Source organism: Enterobacter cloacae complex sp. 394F7 (genome assembly GCF_057320385.1).
The window spans coordinates 61,874-84,155 of the sequence record NZ_JBXWCS010000001.1; the positions used below are offsets into that span (position 1 = coordinate 61,874).

General features: G+C 52.2%; 22 protein-coding genes. 16 read left to right on the top strand and 6 right to left on the bottom strand.

The window, feature by feature from the left end:
* The 13 genes from hflC (at position 1) to AC2FAK_RS00395 (ending at position 11,751) form a co-directional block, all read left to right on the top strand.
* Positions 1–1,005 carry a protease modulator HflC gene (gene hflC, locus AC2FAK_RS00335; protein WP_013095290.1) on the top strand — a complete coding sequence of 335 codons (1,005 nt, stop codon included), beginning with the start codon at positions 1–3 and terminating at the stop codon, positions 1,003–1,005.
* Positions 1,006–1,076: 71 nt separating this feature from the next.
* Complete coding sequence (locus AC2FAK_RS00340) at positions 1,077–1,274, top strand: DUF2065 domain-containing protein (RefSeq protein ID WP_013095291.1); 198 nt, start codon at positions 1,077–1,079, stop codon at positions 1,272–1,274.
* Positions 1,275–1,378: 104 nt separating this feature from the next.
* A complete protein-coding gene (locus AC2FAK_RS00345) occupies positions 1,379–2,677 on the top strand; it encodes an adenylosuccinate synthase (protein ID WP_006178975.1) in 1,299 nt (432 codons plus the stop codon).
* Between the two features lie 193 nt (positions 2,678–2,870).
* On the top strand, positions 2,871–3,296 hold the full coding sequence (gene nsrR, locus AC2FAK_RS00350; protein WP_014830384.1) for a nitric oxide-sensing transcriptional repressor NsrR: 426 nt from the start codon (positions 2,871–2,873) through the stop codon (positions 3,294–3,296).
* 38 nt (positions 3,297–3,334) lie between these two features.
* On the top strand, positions 3,335–5,776 hold the full coding sequence (gene rnr / locus AC2FAK_RS00355; RefSeq protein WP_013095293.1) for a ribonuclease R: 2,442 nt from the start codon (positions 3,335–3,337) through the stop codon (positions 5,774–5,776).
* Positions 5,777–5,843: 67 nt separating this feature from the next.
* A complete protein-coding gene (rlmB, locus tag AC2FAK_RS00360; RefSeq protein ID WP_095455151.1) occupies positions 5,844–6,575 on the top strand; it encodes a 23S rRNA (guanosine(2251)-2'-O)-methyltransferase RlmB in 732 nt (243 codons plus the stop codon).
* A 123-nt stretch (positions 6,576–6,698) separates the two neighbouring features.
* Positions 6,699–7,100 (top strand): YjfI family protein, encoded by a 402-nt coding sequence (locus AC2FAK_RS00365; RefSeq protein ID WP_095455150.1) that lies wholly within the window; start codon positions 6,699–6,701, stop codon positions 7,098–7,100.
* 16 nt (positions 7,101–7,116) lie between these two features.
* Positions 7,117–7,815, top strand: coding sequence for a PspA/IM30 family protein (locus AC2FAK_RS00370; RefSeq protein ID WP_095455149.1), 699 nt, complete (start codon positions 7,117–7,119; stop codon positions 7,813–7,815).
* On the top strand, positions 7,815–8,900 hold the full coding sequence (locus AC2FAK_RS00375; protein WP_095455148.1) for a potassium channel family protein: 1,086 nt from the start codon (positions 7,815–7,817) through the stop codon (positions 8,898–8,900). The genes AC2FAK_RS00370 and AC2FAK_RS00375 overlap by 1 nt, the downstream gene beginning before the upstream one ends.
* On the top strand, positions 8,881–9,537 hold the full coding sequence (locus AC2FAK_RS00380; protein ID WP_095455147.1) for a DUF2491 family protein: 657 nt from the start codon (positions 8,881–8,883) through the stop codon (positions 9,535–9,537). Before AC2FAK_RS00375 ends, AC2FAK_RS00380 begins: the two co-directional genes overlap by 20 nt.
* A gap of 19 nt (positions 9,538–9,556) precedes the next feature.
* Entirely contained in the window at positions 9,557–9,949 is a 393-nt protein-coding gene (locus tag AC2FAK_RS00385) for a DUF350 domain-containing protein (protein ID WP_095455146.1), read from the top strand.
* Positions 9,950–9,958: 9 nt separating this feature from the next.
* Positions 9,959–10,585 carry a DUF1190 domain-containing protein gene (locus AC2FAK_RS00390; RefSeq protein ID WP_095455168.1) on the top strand — a complete coding sequence of 209 codons (627 nt, stop codon included), beginning with the start codon at positions 9,959–9,961 and terminating at the stop codon, positions 10,583–10,585.
* A 2-nt stretch (positions 10,586–10,587) separates the two neighbouring features.
* A complete protein-coding gene (locus AC2FAK_RS00395; protein WP_095455145.1) occupies positions 10,588–11,751 on the top strand; it encodes a glutathionylspermidine synthase family protein in 1,164 nt (387 codons plus the stop codon).
* Between the two features lie 32 nt (positions 11,752–11,783).
* On the opposite strand, the gene AC2FAK_RS00400 is transcribed toward AC2FAK_RS00395, so the two are convergent.
* Positions 11,784–13,058 (bottom strand): MFS transporter, encoded by a 1,275-nt coding sequence (locus AC2FAK_RS00400; RefSeq protein WP_013095295.1) that lies wholly within the window; start codon positions 13,056–13,058, stop codon positions 11,784–11,786.
* A gap of 193 nt (positions 13,059–13,251) precedes the next feature.
* Here AC2FAK_RS00400 and AC2FAK_RS00405 point away from each other — a divergent pair, with 193 nt between their 5' ends.
* Entirely contained in the window at positions 13,252–14,874 is a 1,623-nt protein-coding gene (locus AC2FAK_RS00405; protein WP_095455144.1) for an isovaleryl-CoA dehydrogenase, read from the top strand.
* On the opposite strand, the gene AC2FAK_RS00410 is transcribed toward AC2FAK_RS00405, so the two are convergent.
* The 3 genes from AC2FAK_RS00410 to bsmA form a co-directional block, all read right to left on the bottom strand.
* Positions 14,871–16,802: a methyl-accepting chemotaxis protein gene (locus tag AC2FAK_RS00410; RefSeq protein WP_095455143.1), complete on the bottom strand. Its 1,932-nt coding sequence runs from the start codon at positions 16,800–16,802 to the stop codon at positions 14,871–14,873. The genes AC2FAK_RS00405 and AC2FAK_RS00410 overlap by 4 nt on opposite strands.
* A 170-nt stretch (positions 16,803–16,972) precedes the next feature.
* Positions 16,973–17,260: a DUF1471 family protease activator YjfN gene (gene yjfN, locus AC2FAK_RS00415; protein WP_013095298.1), complete on the bottom strand. Its 288-nt coding sequence runs from the start codon at positions 17,258–17,260 to the stop codon at positions 16,973–16,975.
* Positions 17,261–17,396: 136 nt separating this feature from the next.
* Positions 17,397–17,726 (bottom strand): biofilm peroxide resistance protein BsmA, encoded by a 330-nt coding sequence (gene bsmA / locus AC2FAK_RS00420; protein ID WP_072206246.1) that lies wholly within the window; start codon positions 17,724–17,726, stop codon positions 17,397–17,399.
* Positions 17,727–17,863: 137 nt separating this feature from the next.
* Between bsmA and yjfP the strand changes: the two genes are divergently transcribed.
* Entirely contained in the window at positions 17,864–18,586 is a 723-nt protein-coding gene (gene yjfP, locus AC2FAK_RS00425) for an esterase (protein WP_095455142.1), read from the top strand.
* Here the strand turns inward: yjfP and ulaR are convergent.
* Together ulaR and ulaG are read right to left on the bottom strand one after the other, a co-directional pair.
* Positions 18,583–19,338, bottom strand: coding sequence for an HTH-type transcriptional regulator UlaR (gene ulaR, locus AC2FAK_RS00430; RefSeq protein ID WP_013095301.1), 756 nt, complete (start codon positions 19,336–19,338; stop codon positions 18,583–18,585). The genes yjfP and ulaR overlap by 4 nt on opposite strands.
* Positions 19,339–19,448: 110 nt before the next feature.
* The gene (gene ulaG, locus AC2FAK_RS00435) at positions 19,449–20,513 is read right to left on the bottom strand and encodes an L-ascorbate 6-phosphate lactonase (protein ID WP_010427455.1); all 1,065 of its coding nucleotides are present in this window, start codon (positions 20,511–20,513) and stop codon (positions 19,449–19,451) included.
* Between the two features lie 359 nt (positions 20,514–20,872).
* Between ulaG and ulaA the strand changes: the two genes are divergently transcribed.
* Positions 20,873–22,273 (top strand): PTS ascorbate transporter subunit IIC, encoded by a 1,401-nt coding sequence (gene ulaA, locus AC2FAK_RS00440; protein WP_013095302.1) that lies wholly within the window; start codon positions 20,873–20,875, stop codon positions 22,271–22,273.
* Positions 22,274–22,282 lie beyond the last annotated feature (9 nt).

The window sequence follows — 22,282 nt, forward strand, 5'->3', positions numbered from 1 at the left end:
ATGCGTAAGTCAGTTATTGCGATCATCGTCATCGTACTGGTCGTACTTTATACCTCTATCTTTGTGGTGAAAGAGGGCGAGCGCGGGATTAAGTTCCAGTTCAGCAGCGTCGTCCGTGACAGTGACAAGCGTCCGGTGATTTATGAGCCGGGTCTGCACTTCAAGGTTCCTTTTATCCAGTCAGTGAAGACGCTTGATGCGCGTATCCAGACCATGGATAACCAGGCCGACCGTTTCGTGACCAAAGAGAAGAAAGACCTGATCGTTGACTCCTATATCAAGTGGCGTATCAGTGATTTCAGCCGTTACTTCCTGGCAACGGGCGGCGGTGATGTTTCTCAGGCGGAAGTGCTGTTGAAACGTAAATTCTCTGACCGTCTGCGTTCTGAAATTGGTCGTCTGGATGTGAAAGACATCGTGACCGACTCTCGTGGTCGTCTGACGCTGGAAGTGCGCGATGCGCTGAACTCCGGCACCGCGGGTACGGAAGACGAAGTTGAAACGCCAGCAGCGGACGATGCAATTGCTAAAGCGGCGGAACGTGTTCAGGCTGAAACCAATGGTAAGGTGCCTGTTATCAACCCGAACAGTATGGCTGCGCTGGGTATCGAAGTGGTGGATGTGCGTATTAAGCAGATCAACCTGCCGGCGGAAGTGTCTGAGGCGATCTACAACCGTATGCGCGCCGAGCGTGAAGCGGTAGCCCGTCGTCACCGTTCACAGGGTCAGGAAGAAGCGGAAAAACTGCGTGCGGCCGCGGATTACGAAGTGACCAAGACGCTGGCGGAATCTGAGCGTCAGGGCCGTATCCTGCGTGGTGAAGGTGATGCGGAAGCCGCGAAACTGTTCGCCGATGCGTTTAGCCAGGATCCAGACTTCTACGCCTTTATCCGTAGCCTGCGTGCTTACGAGAATAGCTTCCAGAGCAACCAGGATGTGATGGTGCTCAGCCCGGACAGCGATTTCTTCCGTTATATGAAGACGCCGACTAACGCAACGCGATAAACTCAGTCTCGTTTGAGTATTCAAACCACCGCTCTTAACGGAGCGGTGGTTTTCTTTTATAAGGATTAAAAATGAATTCAACGATCTGGCTGGCACTGGCGCTGGTTTTAGTCCTGGAAGGCCTGGGCCCGATGCTCTATCCGCGCGCCTGGCGTCGCATGATCGCCACCCTGAGCCAGTTGCCGGATAATATTTTGCGCCGATTCGGCGGCGGTCTTGTGGTTGCTGGCATTGTTATCTACTACATGTTGAGGAAAACGATTGGCTGATCAAAAAGTGATCGGATTTGGCATATTTTGGGGTCAAAAAGTGCTGTATATCTGAAAAAGCGATGGTAGAATCCATTTTTAAGCAAACGGTGATTTTGAAAAAAATGGGTAACAACGTCGTCGTACTGGGCACCCAATGGGGTGACGAAGGTAAAGGGAAGATTGTTGATCTTCTGACTGAACGGGCTAAATATGTTGTACGCTACCAGGGCGGTCACAACGCAGGCCATACTCTCGTAATCAACGGTGAAAAAACCGTCCTCCATCTTATTCCATCAGGCATTCTCCGCGAAAACGTCACCAGCATCATCGGTAACGGCGTAGTGCTGTCTCCGGCTGCGCTGATGAAAGAGATGAAAGGTCTGGAAGACCGTGGTATCCCGGTTCGCGAGCGTCTGCTGCTCTCCGAAGCCTGCCCGCTGATCCTTGATTATCACGTGGCGCTGGACGTTGCGCGTGAAAAAGCGCGTGGCGCTAAAGCGATCGGCACCACCGGTCGTGGTATCGGCCCGGCTTATGAAGACAAAGTGGCTCGTCGCGGTCTGCGCGTGGGCGACCTGTTCGATAAAGCCACCTTCGCTGAAAAACTGAAAGAAGTGATGGAATATCACAACTTCCAGCTGGTGAACTTCTACAAAGCAGACGCTGTTGACTACCAGAAAGTGCTGGATGATGTCATGGCGATTGCAGACATTCTGACCGGCATGGTAGTTGATGTGTCCGATCTGCTGGACCAGGCGCGCAAGCGTGGCGATTTCGTCATGTTCGAAGGTGCGCAGGGTACGCTGCTGGATATCGACCACGGTACCTATCCGTACGTAACCTCCTCTAACACCACCGCAGGTGGCGTGGCGACCGGCTCTGGCCTGGGTCCACGTTATGTGGATTACGTTCTGGGCATCATCAAAGCGTACTCCACTCGCGTGGGTGCGGGTCCATTCCCGACCGAGCTGTTTGATGAAACCGGCGAGTTCCTGTGCAAGCAAGGTAACGAGTTTGGCGCGACCACCGGTCGTCGTCGTCGTACCGGCTGGCTGGATGCAGTGGCTGTGCGTCGTGCAGTGCAGATCAACTCCCTGTCTGGCTTCTGCCTGACCAAACTGGACGTCCTGGACGGCCTGAAAGAGGTGAAAATCTGCGTCGGTTACCGCATGCCAGATGGCCGTGAAGTGACCACCACTCCGCTGGCTGCTGATGACTGGGAAGGTATCGAGCCAATCTACGAAACCATGCCAGGCTGGTCTGAGACCACTTTCGGTGTGAAAGAGCGTAGCGGCCTGCCACAGGCAGCGCTGGATTACATCAAGCGCATTGAAGAACTGACCGAAGTGCCGATCGACATTATCTCTACCGGCCCGGATCGTACTGAAACGATGATTCTGCGCGACCCGTTCGACGCATAATCTTCGTGACTGCTGGCCTGCGGGAAAACCCGTAGGCCGGATAAGCGTAGCGCCATCCGGCGACCGCTCCTGGATATCCGCTTTTTCGCCCCGTCTGTCAAATAAATTAGCCCCTAACTATCTGGCTGGTTTATCATCATTAATGAATATCTCTGCGGTTTTACCGCGTTTTCCCTTTTTTCCTGAGGTTGATGTGCAGTTAACAAGTTTCACCGATTACGGCTTACGCGCGCTAATCTACATGGCGTCGTTACCCGATGGGAAAATGACCAGTATCTCTGAAGTGACAGAGGTCTACGGCGTGTCCCGTAATCATATGGTCAAAATAATCAATCAACTTAGTCGTGCCGGATACGTTGCTGCCGTCCGCGGGAAAAATGGTGGGATCCGTCTCGGTAAACCGGCGCAAAGTATTCGTATTGGGGATGTGGTGCGTGAACTGGAGCCTTTGTCTCTGGTGAACTGCAGCAGTGAGTTCTGCCACATTACACCCGCTTGTCGCCTGAAACAGGCGCTTTCTCTGGCCGTGCAAAGTTTTCTTAAGGAACTGGATAACTACACGCTGGCCGATTTGGTTGAAGAGAATCAACCGCTTTATAAATTATTGCTGGTGGAATGAAGAAAATTTCCACCGGAGCTGACAACGGAGGAACCGATATGTCACATGATCCTTTCCAGGAACGCGAAGCTGAAAAATACGCGAATCCTATCCCCAGCCGCGAGTTCATCATTGAACACTTAACAAAACGCGAAAAACCCGCCAATCGTGAAGAACTTGCTGTTGAATTAAACATTGAAGGTGAAGAGCAAACTGAAGCCCTTCGCCGCCGCCTGCGCGCCATGGAGCGCGACGGGCAACTGGTCTTTACCCGCCGCCAGTGCTATGCGCTGCCAGAACGCCTCGACCTGTTGAAAGGGACCGTCATTGGTCACCGCGACGGTTACGGTTTTCTGCGCGTAGAGGGCCGCAAAGACGACCTCTACCTCTCATCCGAACAGATGAAGATGTGTATTCACGGCGACCAGATCCTGGCGCAGCCGCTGGGTGCCGATCGTAAAGGCCGCCGCGAAGCACGCGTGGTTCGCGTGTTGGTGCCAAAAACCAGCCAGATCGTTGGCCGCTACTTTACCGATGCCGGTGTAGGCTTTGTGGTACCGGATGACAGCCGTCTGAGCTTCGATATCCTGATCCCGCCTGAAGAGGTGATGGGCGCGCGCATGGGCTTTGTGGTAGTAGTGGAGCTTACCCAACGTCCAACGCGTCGCACCAAAGCGGTAGGTAAAATCGTCGAAGTGCTGGGCGATAACATGGGTACCGGCATGGCTGTTGATATGGCCCTGCGTACGCATGAGATCCCTTACATCTGGCCAAAAGCGGTTGAAGAACAGATTGTGGGTCTGAAGGAAGAGGTGCCGGAAGAGTCCAAAGCGGGACGCGTGGATCTCCGCAGTTTGCCGCTGGTCACCATTGATGGTGAAGATGCCCGCGACTTCGATGACGCCGTATACTGCGAGAAAAAACGCGGTGGCGGCTGGCGTCTGTGGGTTGCTATCGCCGACGTGAGCTATTACGTTCGTCCCCACACACCGCTCGATAACGAAGCGCGCAGCCGTGGTACGTCGGTTTACTTCCCGTCTCAGGTGGTACCGATGCTGCCGGAAGTGCTTTCCAACGGCCTCTGTTCCCTGAACCCGCAGGTTGATCGCCTGTGTATGGTTTGCGAGATGACCATCTCCAGTAAAGGTCGCTTAACCGGTTATAAATTCTACGAAGCGGTAATGAGCTCCCATGCGCGTCTGACCTATACCAAGGTCTGGCATATGCTGCAGGGCGATCAGGATCTGCGTGAACAGTATGCGCCGCTGGTGAAGCACATCGAAGAGTTGCATAACCTCTACAAAACGCTGGATCAGGCGCGCGAAGAGCGTGGCGGGATCTCGTTTGAGAGCGAAGAGGCGAAGTTCATTTTCAACGCTGAACGCCGCATTGAGCGTATTGAACAGACCCAGCGTAACGATGCGCATAAGCTGATCGAAGAGTGTATGATCCTGGCGAACATCTCGGCGGCCCGTTTTGTCGAGAAAGCTAAAGAGCCGGCGCTGTTCCGTATCCACGATAAACCGTCGACGGAAGCCATTACCGCGTTCCGCTCCGTACTGGCTGAACTCGGTCTGGAGCTGCCTGGCGGTAACAAGCCAGAGCCGCGCGATTATGCTGAGCTGCTGGAATCCATTGGCGATCGTCCGGATGCAGAAATGCTGCAGACTATGCTGCTGCGCTCCATGAAGCAGGCGATTTACGACCCGGAAAACCGTGGTCACTTCGGTCTGGCGCTGCAGTCTTACGCGCACTTTACATCGCCGATCCGCCGTTATCCGGACCTGTCTTTGCACCGTGCGATCAAGTATCTGCTGGCGCAGGAGCAGGGCCATAAAGGAAACACGACTGAAACCGGCGGGTACCACTATTCAATGGAAGAGATGCTGCAGCTTGGCCAGCACTGTTCCATGACCGAACGCCGTGCCGATGAAGCGACGCGCGAAGTCTCTGACTGGCTGAAATGCGACTTTATGCTGGATCAGGTCGGTAACATTTTCAAAGGTGTTATCGCCAGCGTGACCGGGTTTGGTTTCTTTGTTCGCCTTGACGAGCTGTTTATCGACGGTCTGGTGCATGTCTCCAGCCTCGATAACGACTATTACCGTTTCGACCAGGTTGGACAGCGCCTGATTGGTGAATCGGGTGGACAGACCTATCGCCTTGGCGATCGGGTGGAGGTCAAAGTCGAAGCCGTCAACATGGACGAGCGTAAGATTGACTTCAGTCTGATCTCCAGCGAGCGCGCGCCACGTAACGTAGGTAAAACCGCGCGTGAGAAGGCGAAAAAAGGCGGTAACGGCAACGCGAGCGGCAAACGTCGTCAGGCGGGTAAGAAAGTGAACTTCGAGCCAGACAGCGCCTTCCGCGGTGAGAAAAAGCAGAAGCCAAAAGCGGCGAAGAAAGAGGCTCGCAAGGCGAAAAAGCCGTCCGCGAAAACGCAGAAAATTGCTGCTGCGACCAAAGCGAAGCGCGCAGCGAAGAAACAGCAGGCGGAGTAAATTCTCCCCTCACCCTGACCCTCTCCCCACTGGGGAGAGGGGGAAATACCTATTATGAGAATCATCAATGAGTGAAATGATTTACGGCATCCACGCGGTGCAGGCCCTGCTGGAGCGCGCACCGGAGCGTTTTCAGGAAGTGTTCATTCTGAAAGGGCGTGAAGACAAACGTCTGATGCCGCTGATCCACGCGCTGGAGGCGCAGGGCGTGGTGATCCAGCTGGCCAACCGCCAGTTCCTGGATGAGAAAAGTGAAGGCGCGGTTCACCAGGGGATTATTGCCCGCGTGAAGCCAGGCCGTCAGTATCAGGAAAACGATCTGCCGGATTTGATCGCTGCACTGGATAACCCGTTCTTCCTGATCCTGGATGGCGTGACCGATCCGCACAACCTCGGCGCGTGCCTGCGCAGCGCCGATGCGGCGGGCGTGCACGCGGTGATCGTACCGAAAGATCGTTCTGCACAGCTGAACGCAACGGCGAAGAAAGTGGCCTGCGGTGCAGCGGAAAACGTTCCGCTGATCCGCGTCACCAACCTGGCGCGCACCATGCGTATGCTGCAGGAAGAGAATATCTGGATCGTCGGTACCGCCGGTGAAGCGGATCATACTCTGTATCAGAGCAAAATGACCGGCCGTCTGGCGCTGGTAATGGGTGCGGAAGGTGAAGGCATGCGTCGCCTGACGCGTGAGCACTGCGACGAGCTGATAAGCATCCCGATGGCGGGCAGCGTGTCGTCCCTGAACGTTTCTGTTGCAACGGGTATTTGCCTGTTTGAAGCGGTACGTCAGCGTAGTTGATTATTAATTTATAAAAAAGCCACCCAATTTTGGGTGGCTTTTTTTATGTCCTGGTTGGTAATATAATGAATGGAACTCTTTCGGCTGTTCTATATCAAAAAAAACTAACACATGGATGAATTTATGAGATGGTCTCTATCATCGCTTGCTGATGAATTATTGCATCGGAGCGATATTAATATTGATTTAAAAAATAAAAATGACGTTCTTATGGTAAAAATGAATGATTATGGAGATTTACCATTAAATATTTTTATTACACCCAAGCAAATTATCATTGATACCTATATTTGTCCTGCCAACATCATCAAACGCCAGGCTGATTTCAATCTCTTTTTATTACGTAATCAAAAAATCCTGCCCTTATCTTCTGTCGGGCTTTCTCTGATCCAGCATGAAGAATATTATGTTGCTTTTGGGGCGTTATCAATAAGTTCATCTCTTGAAGATATTATTCTGGAATTGACAACTCTTGCGGAGAATGCATTGGATCTGGCTGAGCTCACCGAAGAATTTTTAAATTGATGGATAAGGGAAATATATGGGTATCTTAAAAAATCTTTTTACGTTAGGTAAATCGTTACTTAACCAGACTGATGAAGCGATTAAAGAAGCGCAGGGAGTACGGATGCTGGAGCAGCACATTCGTGATGCAAAAGTAGAGTTCGATAAAGCAGGCAAATCACGTGTTGATCTGCTTGCCCGGGTAAAGCTCAGCAATGACAAGATCGCCGAACTGAATGAGCGTAAACAACATCTTGAGTCACGTGCTATTGAAGCGATGAGTAAGAATGTTGATGCTGCGCTGCTCAATGAAGTCGCAGAAGAAATCGCCCGTCTTGAGAATACAATCGCTATTGAAGGACAGGTATTGACCTCTCTTGAAACTTCCAGAAATAACGTTGAAAAGGCCGTAGGGATTACAAAGCAGCGTATTGAAAAATTTGAACAGCAACTGGAGGTTATCAAAGCCACGGAAGCGATGCAGCGGGCGCAGCAGGCCGTTACAACTTCAACGATCGGAGTAACGTCGAATGTAACGACAGCAGCAGAGTCCTTAAAACGTCTCCAAACGCGTCAGGCTGAGCGTCAGGCTCGACTGGATGCGGCTGCGCAACTGGAAAAAGTTGTCGATGGACGTGAGCTTGAAGAGAAACTCGCGCAGGCAGGTGTCGGTACGACAGGGTCGAGCTCCGCACAGGCGGTACTTGAACGGTTGAAACTTACGCAGACCCCTTAATGTTTCTCTCCTGGTTCGTTAATGTTTGCAGGCAACATTTATTCCGACTGACATGGACAGCTCTGCTGTGTTTGTTTGCCGGGCATTATGTTTTTTGCTTTATAGTCTTTAGTTGGTTGGGGGAGAAGACTCTTGTTGGTCGGATAAGTGATTTTGTTTATTACAGTTCCGTAGTTGGGGCGACGATTGGCTTTGGCGACTTAAGTCCTCAGAGCGCAGAGGGGAGGCTGTTTACTGCCATCTGGCAGATCCCTATCGGCGTTGGGCTTTTCGGCGCACTGATGGGCAAAATCATTGCATTAGTACAGGGATGTTTAGCTAAAGGAATAGCTGGAATGGGTAATTTTAGTTCTCTACATAACCATGTTTTGGTTATTGGCTGGCGAGGTCATCAGACAGAGAAAATGATCTCATTACTGCTCTATGATAAGCAGAGGGTATTTAGCCGCATAGTGTTATGTGAGCAGCAGGATATACCGCATCCTTTATCGGATAATTTATGTGTCGATTTTCTTAAAGTAAGTAACTACAGCAATCCAAAAGAGCACGAACGGATGGGGTTGGTTAATTGTTCATGTGTTGTGATTTTTGCCAGTACCGATGAACAGACCTTCACGGCCACGCTCTCATTGGTGAATGATGCGCCAGCGCATTGCCATATCGTAGCTTATCTTGAGGATGAACGTTACGCAGGCTTACTGGAGAATCATTGTCCGACAATTGAGATTGTTCGCAATCTTTCAGCCGAACAGCTTTCCCGGTCGATTCAGGATCCAGGCTCTTCACAATCCGTGGCGTCAATCATGAACCCTATGCTGGGTGATACGGGTTACGCGCTGATGGTACCAACATCTGTTTCGTGTATACCTTATGGCGCATTGATGCATTACATGAAATTACAACATGATGCTACGGTGCTGGGAATTAGCCATTGTAAAAATGGGCGAGGTATGGAGCTTAACCCTATAATCTCCACAGAGGTTAAAGGAGGTGCATGGCTGCACTTAATCGGCAATAGTCGTATTTCATCGAATGAGGTGTGCTGGCAAAATATAGGGAAAAATAATGCGGAACCTTTTGTTTAGTTTATTTCATAAAACCCCTCAGTCGGTGATTCGTGGCCCACTGGGATTATATCTACATGCAGCGTTTACACTTGATACGCTGACATTTCGCCTTTCTTCCGATCGTTTGCTTATTCAAATTCCGGGAGAGGAGTATACCATTGCAGCTAGCAGCGTGATTGATTCTGGTGCGGGATGTCGTATTTATCGTTATTACACTTCTGGCGATGAGTTTTTGCAGATAAATACGACAGGTGGTACGGGCAGAGAAAATATTGATGATATTAAGCTGTTTATTTATCAGGATAGCTTCGGTATCAGTACTGAAAAACTGTGGCAAAAACAGATCGGTTCAGCTTCAATTGGCAAACCCCGGTTGCAATGGAATGATCGAGATTGGACAAGAATATTTAACGAGAATGAGGAGGGGAATGTTGAGCCGGTTTACTTACTGGAACACGTTGAAAATAACCAGGGTGAAAAATGGGATGTGCATAATTTTATGATGGCATATCAGCGGAAAGCGACCGCCGACCTGTATGAGTACCTTTTGCTTAATGGGGAAGAGACTTTTTATGAGAATAGCGAGCCAGAATGGATCTTTTCGTATGCCATTGGTGTGGATATTCCGCTAACTTCGCTAAACATTGTTGGTTAAATTTCTGAAGAGGTAAACCATGCTTGGTTCATTATTTGCTTTTCTTTCTTACTTCTTAACCGGTCTGGCAATGACGGTCATATTTTTGTTCATCTACTCAAGAATAACTACACATGATGAATGGCAACTGATCAAAGAGAATAACATTGCGGCATCTGTAGCATTCAGTGGCACGTTAGTGGGGTATGTGATTCCTCTGTCCAGCGCTGCCGTTAACTCGGTCAGTATGCCGGATTATCTGATATGGGGATGCGTTGCATTAGTCGTACAATTACTTGTGTATGGTTGCGTGCGCATTTATATGCCGAACATCAGTGAAAAAATCGTTAACCGCCACTACGCCGCAGGTTTGTTTATGGGAATGGCGGCACTGGCTGGCGGAATTTTAAACGCTGCCTGCATGACATGGTAACAAATGAACATGGCTAAAAAGAAAAAAACACGGAAAACTAATCCGATTCAATCTTCACTACGAAGCCAAAACATGCGGCTAAATGCTGCGTTTCGGTCTTCGCCCTCGGGACGCAAAAGTGGGAGATATTTAACACTGGCAATAATGGGCGGTGCAGCATTTATCGCCCTGAAGGGATGTGATAGTTCGGCCAACGATAATGACGGAGACGGCGTATTTTACGCATCGCCGCAGGCGTGTGTTGACGATGGCAATAGCGCTCAGGTTTGTAGCGATGCATGGAACAATGCAAAAGCCAGATTTGAAGCGGATATGCCAAAAAATATGTCTCGGGAAAGCTGCATACGCCAGTTCGATAACTGCTACTACGATAATATCGATAATAGCTGGATACCGGTCATAGCGGGATTTTTACTTAATAAAAAGCCGCGAGAAGATATTGATGAAGAATATAGATACACGAACGGAGGTTCATATTACTCTTCTCGTCCCGTGTGGCGAAGTTCTTCATCTTATGTCTGGCGTTCTGGTAAGCAGGTCAGCGGTCAAATGGGCTATACCACTAAGCGTGTATCGACAATTTCTCGGGGTGGATATGGGCGCTCATCTAGTGCTCGTGGAAGCTGGGGAGGGTAATTATGTTACGTCATGAGGTCCCCGTTCGTCCGGGTCTCGACAAAATTGCCCGGGATCATGGTTTTCGTTTTCATATCATCGACGATGAAATTTACTGGGATGAGAGCCGTGCCTACCGTTTTACATTACAGCAAATTGAAGAAAGGATAGAAAAACCAACGGCTGAACTCCATCAAATGTGTCTGGAAGTCGTGGACCGTGCGGTAAAAAGTGAAGCACTGATGTCGCAACTAGCCATTCCGCCGCTTTATTGGGATGCTATTGCGGAAAGCTGGCACAACCAGGATCCTTCACTTTATGGCCGTATGGACTTTGTATGGACTGATAAAGGTAGCGTCAAGCTGCTGGAATACAACGCCGATACGCCCACGTCTTTATATGAATCAGCCTACTTTCAGTGGCAATGGATGGAGGACGCTCGTCGCTCTGGAATCATTCCGCGAGACGCCGATCAGTTTAATTCCATTCAGGATAAGCTTATCGCTCGATTTGCAGAACTTGCAGCCGACATCCCACTCTATTTCTGCTGCTGCAAAGAGAGTGAGGAGGATCGTGGCACGCTTCTCTATCTGGAGGATTGCGCCGTCCAGGCCGGGCAGAACACTCATTTTATCTATATGGATGATATTGGACTGGGTACTGGCGGAGTTTTAACGGATATTGACGATAATGTTATCCGGCGTGCGTTTAAGCTCTACCCTCTGGAGTGGATGATGCGTGATGAAAATGGTCCGCTGCTCTGCGCCAGAAGAGAGCAATGGCTGGAACCACTCTGGAAAAGCATCATCAGTAATAAGGGTATTTTACCCCTCTTGTGGCGCTTTTTTACGGGACATCCCAACCTTCTTCCTGCGTGGTTTGAAAATGAGTTAACGTCGATTCCAAAAGGCGTTCCGATAGTTCGTAAGCCTCTTTTTTCACGAGAAGGGGGAAATGTGACTATTTTTGATGCGCAGCGCAATATTATTGAGAGTGAAGAGGGTGATTACGCAAACGAACCTATGATTTATCAGGGCTTCCAGGCATTACCTCGTTTTGGCAACAGTTATACATTAATCGGAAGTTGGGTAATTGATGATGAACCAGCCGGAATAGGTATTCGTGAAGATGGTTCATTGATTACGAAAGATACCTCGCGTTTTATTCCTCATTACATTGCGGGTTAATTTGAGCTGGGGTAAAACCCCAGCTCTGATTTTCATTCCTCTAACGTCCGCAAATGGTCATCCTTCCTGAGCGTCATCAGCGCCACAATACTCACCACCGCCGTCGCCATCACGTAATATGCCGGAATGTCGAGGTTTCCCGTCTCCTTAATCAACCCGGTAATAATAAGCCCCGCACACCCCGAGAAAATGGCATTCGACAAGGAATACGCCAGACCAAGCCCGGTATAGCGTACACGCGTCGGGAACATCTCTGAGAGCATTGCCGGCCCTGGACCTGCCAGCATGCCCACCAGACCGCCAGCTATCAATACCACGATCGCTTTTACCGCCAGGGTACTGGACTCCGCCTGCAGAATTTTCAGCAGCGGCAGGGCGAGGATCAGCAGTAACGCGGTGGCGATAATCATCACCGTGCGGCGGCCAATCCTGTCGCTCAGGATCCCCGACGGAATAATGGTGAGCGCAAAGCCGACATTCGAAATCACGGCTATCAACAGTGCCTGGTTAAATCCGGTGTGCAGTGCCGATTGCAGATAGGTCGGCATAATCACCAGATAGGTATATCCCGCCGCCGACCAGACCATCACCCGGCCAATTCCCATCACAATCGCTTTAATTGTGGCGACGGTACTGGCCTGTGCGATCAGCGGTTTTTCCTGCTGCTGCACGAAGCTCGGCGTCTCTTCCATACTCACCCGCAACCAGAGCGCCACCACCCCCATAGGCAGGGCCAGGAAAAATGGGATACGCCAGCCCCAGTCATGCAGGGCTTCCGGTGTCAGTAAGGCAGAAAGCAAGGCGACAATACCCGCGCCCGCTAATAGCCCCAGCGCCACCGTGAACGATTGCCATGCGCCATACAGACCACGTTTACCGCGTGGTGCAAATTCCGTCATCAAGGAAACGGCACCACCATACTCACCTCCCGCGAACAATCCCTGCAGGATGCGCAGCAACGTAACGATCAGCGGCGCAGCGATACCGATGCTGGCATAGACTGGCACAACACCGATGGCGGCGGTGGCGAGCGTCATCAGCACCAGCACAATAATCAGCGTCGGTTTGCGGCCAATCCGGTCGCCAATGCGGCCAAACACCACCGCCCCCAGTGGGCGGAAAAAGAAAGCGATGGCAAACGAGGCGTAGGTGAGGATCAGGCTGGTCAGCCCCGACTCGCCTTCAAGCTGGAAGAAGTTTTTCGCAATCACGGTGGCCAGAAAGCCGTAGACCGCAAACTCATACCACTCGATGAAATTACCAATGGAGCCTGCAATTAACGCACGCTTATGCGCATTCGGTTGCATAACTTTCCTCACTGAAAGGGGTAAGAATAAATTATTCAATAAAAATGTAGTGATGAAATAGTTTATTCTTATGTTCTGTGAGCTATTTCACGAATGATATCAGCGGGATCGCTACCGTGTGACCTTACTCCCATGCAGCGTGCACAGGGTCTGTCCATACTTATCTTCATTGCCACTGAAGGAGGGAGACAGCATGCACTGGCAAACACATACCGTTTTTAACCAACCCGCACCGCTTTCGAACAGCAACCTTTTTCTCTCTGATTGTGCCCTGCGTGACGCGGTGGCCCGCGAAGGCGCGGAGTGGGATAGCGAGTTGCTGGCCAGTATAGGCCAGCAGTTAGGTACGGCGGAGTCGCTGGAGCTTGGCAGGCTGGCGAACGTCAATCCGCCGGAGTTACTTCGCTATGACCCCACCGGTGAGCGGCTGGATGATGTCCGTTTTCACCCCGCCTGGCATCTTCTGATGCAGGGGCTGTGCGCTAACCGGGTGCATAACCTGGCGTGGGAAGAGGAGGCGCGTAAAGGCTCCTTTGTCGCTCGCGCCGCGCGCTTCGTGTTGCATGCTCAGGTTGAGGCCGGAACGCTGTGCCCCGTGACCATGACGTTTGCCGCCACGCCGCTGCTGCAACAGGCGCTCCCTGAACCTTTCCAGAACTGGCTCACGCCGCTACTGAGCGATCGTTATGATCCTCACCTTGCCCCTGGAGCCCAAAAGCGCGGCCTGCTGATCGGCATGGGGATGACGGAAAAACAGGGCGGCTCGGACGTGCTCAGCAACACTACCAAAGCAGAAAAGTGCAGCGACGGCAGCTACCGGCTGGTGGGTCATAAGTGGTTTTTCTCTGTGCCACAAAGCGATGCGCATCTGGTGCTGGCGCAGGCGAAAGGCGGGTTGTCCTGCTTTTTTGTTCCTCGCTTTTTGCCTGACGGGCAGCGCAACGCCGTGCGCCTGGAGCGGCTGAAAGACAAGCTAGGCAACCGCTCTAACGCCAGCAGTGAAGCGGAGTTTCTGGATGCGTCCGGCTGGCTGTTAGGGGAAGAGGGGGAAGGGGTACGACAGATCCTTCGCATGGGCGGGTTAACGCGTTTTGACTGCGCTCTGGGCAGCCATGGGTTGATGCGTCGGGCATTATCCGTGGCGCTGTACCACGCCCATCAGCGGCAGACGTTCGGGAAAAACCTCATCGATCAGCCGCTGATACGCGACGTCCTGAGCCGCATGGCGCTGGTGCTGGAGGGGCAAACGGCGCTGCTGTTTCGTCTTGCCCGGGCGTGGGATAAACGCGCCGATCCGCAGGAGGCGGCCTGGGCGCGGCTTTTCACGCCAGCCGCGAAATTCAGCGTCTGCAAAGCGGGTATCCCGTTTGTGGCAGAGGCGATGGAGGTATTGGGCGGCATCGGGTACTGTGAGGAGAGTGAACTCCCCCGGCTGTATCGCGAGATGCCGGTGAACAGCATCTGGGAAGGCTCAGGGAACATCATGTGTCTGGATGTTCTGCGCGTTCTGGCGAAGCAGCCGGGTATGTTCGATCTGCTTGCAGAGGATTTTGCGCAGGTGAAAGGTCAGGACAGACACTTCGATCGCAGCTGGCGGCAGTTGCAGCAAAAACTGCGTAAACCGCAGGAGGCGCAGGGGCGGGAGATTGCGCATCAGCTATTCCTGCTGGGCGCCGGAAGCCAGATGCTGCGGCACGCCTCTCCGCCCGTCGCGCAGGCGTGGTGCCGCATGATGCTGGATACCCGTGGCGGCACGCTGATGAAAGAGCAGGTTCAAAGCGATCTTCTGCTACGCGCCACGGGCAGGGTAGGCTAGTTTTTAAGCTGGAACAGGCTCACCAGTTGAGTGAGGTGCGACCCTTTCTCGCGCAGTGATTGTGCGGTTTGCTCGCTGCGCGAGACGCGATCGGCGTTGATGTGGGAGGCTTCACCAATATGGGTCATGGCCAGATTCACCTGACGGATCCCCGCCGACTGTTCGCGGGATGCATGGTTAATCTCGGTCACCAGTTGGTTGATGTTATCGATGTGCGCGATGATGGCATCCATCGCCAGACGCGTCTGCTCTGAGAGCGCATGGCCTTCACTCACCTTGTTCAGCGTGTCGCCAATTAGCTGCTCAATCTCTTTCACCGCATTAGCGCTGCGTGCCGCCAGAGCGCGCACTTCCTGCGCGACCACAGCAAACCCTTTTCCGTGTTCGCCGGCGCGTGCTGCTTCAACCGCTGCATTAAGCGCCAGAATGTTAGTCTGGAAAGCAATCGACTCAATCACGCGCGTGATGTCCTCGATGCGCTTTGAGGCGTCGCGAATATCGTCCATGGTGGAGACTGCGTTCGTCACCGTCTCGCCCCCCTGATGCACCGCGCGTGAGGTTTCCCCCACCAGCTGCTGCGTCTGTTCCATATTGGCCGCGTTTTGCTGCACGGTTGCGGCGAGTTGTTCCATACTCGCGGAGGTCTCTTCAACGCTACTGGCCTGTTTGTTGATCTGCTCTGAGATCTCACCGGTATCAGAGGCCAGGGCGTTGGTCCCCAGATGGATCTCGCCTGCGGCCTCGCGTACCTGCAGGACAATTTTTTCCAGACCGCCGCCGATCCCGTTGATGGCGTCGATAAGCTGGCCAACCTCGTCCTGACGGGTAACGGCCAGGCTGGCACGCAAATCGCCCGCAGCATACTGCCGGGCAAGATGAATGACGTTACGCAGCGGGCGCGTCAGCATGCGACGAATGATGATGACAAACAGCGCGGCAAACAGGACTGACAGCGCCACGCCTGCCAGCAGGAAGCGATCCCGCATCGTGGTGACGCTTGAGAGCAGGACCGATTTATCCACTTCCCCCACAATGGTCCAGTTCCAGCCCGGCAGCGGCGTGTAGGCCATTTTCACGATACGACCGTCCTCACTTACGCGTTCCAGCGTACCCGGGGTATTGCTCAGCAACTGCTGCTGGGTGGCGCTGTCCCACTCAGGCAACTGGCCTTCTCTGCTCGTGTGGAACAGGAACTGTCCGCGCGTTTTGCCGTTGCTGCGATCCAGCACGAAGAAGTGTCCGCTGTCACCTAAACGGCGATTGAGGATTTTTTCGCGCATTACGTTCCAGGAGTGGGTGATATCCACACCAACAAAAATGATCCCAATGACCTGGCCTTCTGCGTTTTTGAACGGCTGATACTGGGTGATATAGCGCTTGCCGAACAGCAACGCCAGACCGCGATAGACCTCGCCTTTGGTGACGGCCGCATAGGCCGGGCTGGCTGTGTCCAGAACGGTACCCATTGCCCGATCGCCGTTCTCTTTGCGCAGGGAGGTGGCGACACGGACAAAGTCATTACCGCTACGCACAAACAGGGTCGAGATTGCCCCTGTACGCGTCAGGAAGTCGTCAGAAAGTGCATTGTTTTCATGCAGGCCCGTTTCACCCCCTTTCAGAAGGGGAACGCTAAGCCCGTTAATGGTCTGGAGTTGACTGCTGTCGACGCTCAAAGGTTGCGGTAAAAAGGTGGTGAACAGCCGGGTATAGCTCTCGACCTCTTCGCTCAGACTGGTGTTAAACATCTGTACCATATCAACCATACCGGTGGACTGGTTATGCAGGTCTTCTACCGCAAGGGCTTCAAGCTGCTGGCTGGCTTTATGGCTGAGCAGAAAAGTGAAAAGCAGAAACAGCGTGGCGACACTCACGCCGGTAAGAAGCGATAGCTTTGCGCCCAGACCCGCACGGCGAAAAAAGGTGATCATAAATTGCTCATTATTGAAAAGGTATGGCTTTTCAACGGCAGGACAGAGCTAACATTTACTTAAATAATGTAACAAAATGTTATCAAATTGTTTTTAATGGGGTTGAAAGAAGATAAAAAATTTGCAAAAACGAAAAGCCACTAAAAATAAGTGGCTTTTATCGGAGGTGATTAGACGTAGAGAATAGCCTGTACGCGCCAATGATCGCTGCGATTATCTTCCTGCATCTGAATAATTCGATACCAGGAAGCGCCCTGTTCATCGGCTTTTAGTGCCACGACACGTTCAACATCTTGCGGGCTCCCCGAAATGTTATTGACGGAGATCTGGCCAATTTCATTAAGGCCAGTGACGCAATCAGCACTGGCGAATTCTGCTGACTGTGCAGTCGTGCTCACAAGGCCTACTGAGAGCAACAGAGAGGTCAAAGCAAGAGTTCGTTTCATTGTCAGCTCCATTTCACATTTCTCCGGTATCCGCCGGGCACTCCTTCGCAAATAAACTCACTTCCATTGTCGCGGGCATGGAGTTTATTGTGGACAGGAAAATGTCTATGGACGCAAAGCAGTGTAAATGTCGTTCAAATGAAGATCGTTATTTACGGTACAAAATAGCCTGTGAATACCACTGTCCCGTAATGATGGTTTCATCGATCATAATGATGACGTAATAATCTGCTTTGGCGGCGGCAGCTTGCGCCTTTATTGACTCCTCTGCGTCATCCGGGGATCCGCGAACCAGCGCGGAGACGGTACCCATTCGTTGTAATCCTTCCGTCTGATTACGACGAATCTCCTGCGGATGGTCGGCGACCGGGGGAGCGGGTTGCGGTGTCCCCTGTAGTGCACTACAGCCACTGAGCAGAACCAGCAACAATAAAGTAGCAAACCTGCGCATAACCATATCTCGTTTCCTGATAGTTATAGTGTAGTTGTCTGCGAATTTAGTTTTGGGGGAATGTTCCCGAAGTGTTATCTGGTACGTATATTTCGAATGAAAATATCGTGAAAGCGTAATCCAGTTCTCAACATTATGAATCATTCATCAGTACAGGGTCGACAATGATTGAAATTGAAACTCGCCGCCTCGGCAATCATGAAATATTACACGCTATCCCTGCGGGAAAAAGTGCACACCCGCTGCCTGTTGTGGTTTTTTATCATGGCTTTACTTCATCGAAGCTGGTTTACAGCTATTTTGCGGTGGCGCTGGCGCAGGCCGGTTTTCGGGTAATAATGCCGGATGCGCCCGATCACGGTGCACGTTTTACGGGTGATGAACAGGTGCGACTTGGGCAGTTCTGGCAGATTTTGCACGGTAGCCTGAGCGAATTTGCCGGGCTGCGCGATGCGCTTTACCAGGCGGGGCTGGTGGCGAATCAACGGCTGGCGGTGGCCGGCGCATCGATGGGGGGAATGACGGCGCTCGGGATCATGGCTCGTCACCCTGAGGTGAGCTCCGTGGCGTGCCTGATGGGCTCGGGCTATTTTACGTCATTGTCAAAAACGCTGTTTCCACCGCAAGACGCGACGGAGATTGATGCGTTGCTGGGCGAATGGGAAGTGACCCGGGCGTTACCGCGTCTGGCCGATCGCCCGTTGCTGTTGTGGCATGGTGACGCGGATGATGTGGTGCCCCCTGGCGAAACCTTCCGTCTCCAGCAGGCACTACAGCGCGAAGGGCTGGACGGCAACCTGACCTGCCTGTGGGAAGCGGGGGTTCGCCACCGTATCACGCCAGCGGCGCTGGACGCGACGGTGGACTTTTTCCGCCAGCATCTTTAAACGCGCAGAATTTTGACGCCCTGATCTTCCAGCTTCTGCAGGATCTCTGGATTGGCATGTTTGCCGGTGATCACCATGTCAATCTGTTCGGCGCGGCTGAACAACATGCCAGCTCGCTCGCCGACTTTGCTGCTGTCGACCAGTACGACGAGCTTGCCCACGACGTTAAGCATATTTTGCTCTGCCATCGCGGTTAACATGTCGGTTTTGTAGAGCCCGTCCGCGGTCAGGCCTTTGCCGCTGGTAAACATCCAGTGCCCGGCATAGAGGCTGTTTTCGCTATCCTGGGGACTGAGGGTAATGGACTGGCTCTTATTATACTGGCCGCCCATGATCACCACGCTTTCATGTTCCTGATCGATAAGATAGTTAGCCAGCGGCAGATAGTTGGTGATGATTTGCACCGGTTTACCGCACATCTCGCGGCCCAGCAGAAATGCCGTGGAGCCGCAGTTGATCACCACGCTCTCACCCGGGTTGACCAGCTGTGATGCGGCTCTGGCAATGCGCACTTTTTCATCGTGGTTTTGCGCCTGATGGATGTTCATCGGCGTCCAGCGGGGGCGCTGCTGGCTGATGGCTTCCGCGCCGTTACGGACTTTTTTCAGCTTACCGCTCTCATCCAGCTTGTTGATATCTCGTCGTGCCGTCGCGGGGGAAATCCCTAAACGTTCGATCACTTTCTCGACGGTGATAAACCCTGTTTGCGCCAGGAGTTCCAGTAATATTTGATGCCGTTGCGCTTCCGTCATGAGCTATTCCGATAAGAATTGATTTGAAAAGATGATATTTGAAATAGCGTGAAATTACTAAAATAAATATGAAATCGCCAGACGCAAGGTCTGGCGATGGGGTTTCACAATCAGAGGAATGACTTGAACGGCAGGTCTGGCTCAATGGTGAAGCAATCATCGAAACCGCGTGGGTAGTGATACTCGAGATTGTCTTTGTCCAGCGGCCAGGTGAACTTGCCGCCAACCTGCCAGATAAATGGCTTGAAGCCATACTTCAGACGGTCTTTTTTCATCTCCCACAATACGCGGATTTCCTGCGGATCGGCCTGGAAGTTTGACCAGATATCGTGGTGGAAAGGAATCACCACTTTGGTGTTCAGTGCTTCTGCCATGCGCAGCATATCGGCGCTGGTCATTTTGTCGGTGATGCCGCGTGGGTTCTCGCCGTAGGAGCCCAGCGCCACGTCAATCTGATGCTCGTTACCATGCTTCGCATAGTAGTTGGAGTAGTGAGAATCACCGCTGTGGTACAGGGAACCGCCAGGGGTTTTAAACAGATAGTTCACTGCTCGCTCATCCATGCCGTCTGGCAGGACGCCTGCGGCTTTCTGGTCAGCAGGCAGGGTGATCAGCGCGGTGCGGTCAAAGGCGTCCAGCGCATGGATTTCAATGTCTTTAATTTTCACCACGTCGCCTGGCTTCATGACGATGCAGCGCTCTTTCGGCACGCCCCAGCCAATCCAGAGATCCACGCAGGTCTGCGGTCCGATAAACGGCACGTCGTCCGCGCAGTTTTGCATCACCGCTGCCGCCACGTTTACATCGATGTGATCGTTATGATCGTGGGTGGAAAGGACGGCGTCGATCTGGCGAATGGCAAAAGGATCAAGAACAAACGGCGTGGTGCGCAGGTTCGGCTGCAATTTTTCTACACCTGCCATGCGCTGCATCTGATGACCTTTTTTCATCAGCGGATTGCCGTGGCTCTGTTTGCCGGTACCGCACCAGAAATCAACGCAAATATTGGCGCCACCCTCGGATTTCAGCCAGATGCCGGTGCAACCCAGCCACCACATTGCAAACGTACCAGGAGCAACCTGTTCCTGCTCAATCTCTTCATTCAGCCAGCTGCCCCATTCCGGGAAGGTGCTCAGAATCCATGATTCACGGGTGATGGTGTTCACTTTACTCATCGTTTTGACTCCTGGTTTAATCAAAAGTAATCATTTGGTGATTTGTTATGATTAATGCTGGCACTCTTTGAATCGGTTTGCAACGAGTAAATTGAGGAAATTTATCTTCGCCATGTCACAGATAATCCTTTTCTACGTTGTTAGAATATCCGCTATCAATGATTAATTGCATGAATTATAAGAAATAATTTATACGTGGGAATCGGTAGTGAAAATCATTAATAACACGATGGAAATAATTTGCGTGATACGTCACAAATAATCAAATGCAATCTTGTGGTGATTATTTGTGATTAATAGAGTGATGGCACCAACCGAACAGGGATTACCCCCTCGTGTTCTCATTTCTGGAGAGAGTTATGGAGATCCTCTACAACGTCTTTACCGTGTTCTTTAATCAGGTAATGACTAACGCCCCGCTTTTGCTGGGTATCGTGACGTGCCTGGGCTACATCCTTCTGCGCAAAAGCGTCAGCGTCATCATCAAAGGCACAATCAAAACCATCATCGGTTTCATGCTGTTGCAGGCGGGTTCAGGCATTCTGACCAGCACCTTTAAGCCTGTGGTTGCGAAGATGTCGGAGGTGTATGGCATCAACGGCGCCATCTCTGACACCTACGCGTCGATGATGGCCACCATTGACCGCATGGGAGATGCCTACAGTTGGGTGGGGTACGCGGTACTACTCGCGCTGGCGTTGAACATCATTTACGTTCTGCTGCGCCGCATTACCGGCATCCGCACCATCATGCTGACTGGCCACATTATGTTCCAGCAGGCCGGGCTGATTGCGGTGTCTCTCTATATCTTCGGCTACCCCATGTGGACCACGATTATCTGCACCGCCGTGCTGGTATCGCTCTACTGGGGTATCACCTCCAACATGATGTACAAGCCGACGCAGGAGGTCACCGACGGCTGCGGTTTCTCCATCGGCCATCAGCAGCAATTCGCCGCCTGGCTCGCTTACAAGGTCGCACCGTACCTGGGTAAAAAAGAGGACAGCGTAGAAGATCTCAAGCTGCCGGGCTGGCTGAATATCTTCCACGACAACATCGTTTCAACCGCCATTGTGATGACCATCTTCTTCGGCGCCATTCTGCTCTCCTTCGGGATTGATGTGGTGCAGGCGATGGCGGGGAAAACGCACTGGACGGTTTATATCCTGCAGACCGGTTTCTCCTTCGCGGTAGCCATTTTCATCATTACCCAGGGCGTCCGTATGTTTGTTGCCGAACTGTCTGAAGCCTTTAATGGGATCTCCCAACGCCTGATTCCTGGTGCGGTGCTGGCCATTGACTGTGCGGCTATCTACAGCTTTGCGCCAAACGCGGTGGTCTGGGGCTTCATGTGGGGCACCATCGGCCAGTTGATTGCGGTAGGCATTCTGGTCGGCTGCGGCTCATCCATTCTGATTATTCCTGGCTTTATCCCAATGTTCTTCTCCAACGCCACCATTGGCGTCTTTGCTAACCACTTTGGCGGCTGGCGCGCGGCGCTCAAGATCTGTCTGGTGATGGGCATGGTGGAGATCTTCGGTTGCGTGTGGGCGGTCAAGCTCACCGGCATGAGCGCCTGGATGGGCATGGCGGACTGGTCAATCCTGGCACCGCCAATGATGCAGGGCTTTGCGTCCGTCGGGCTGGTCTTTATGGCCGTCATCATCCTGATTGCTCTGGCTTATATGTTCTTCGCTGGCCGTTCTCTGCGAGCTGAAGAAGATGCGGAAAAACAAACAGCAGAAGTTTCTGCTCATTAAGGAGTTTCG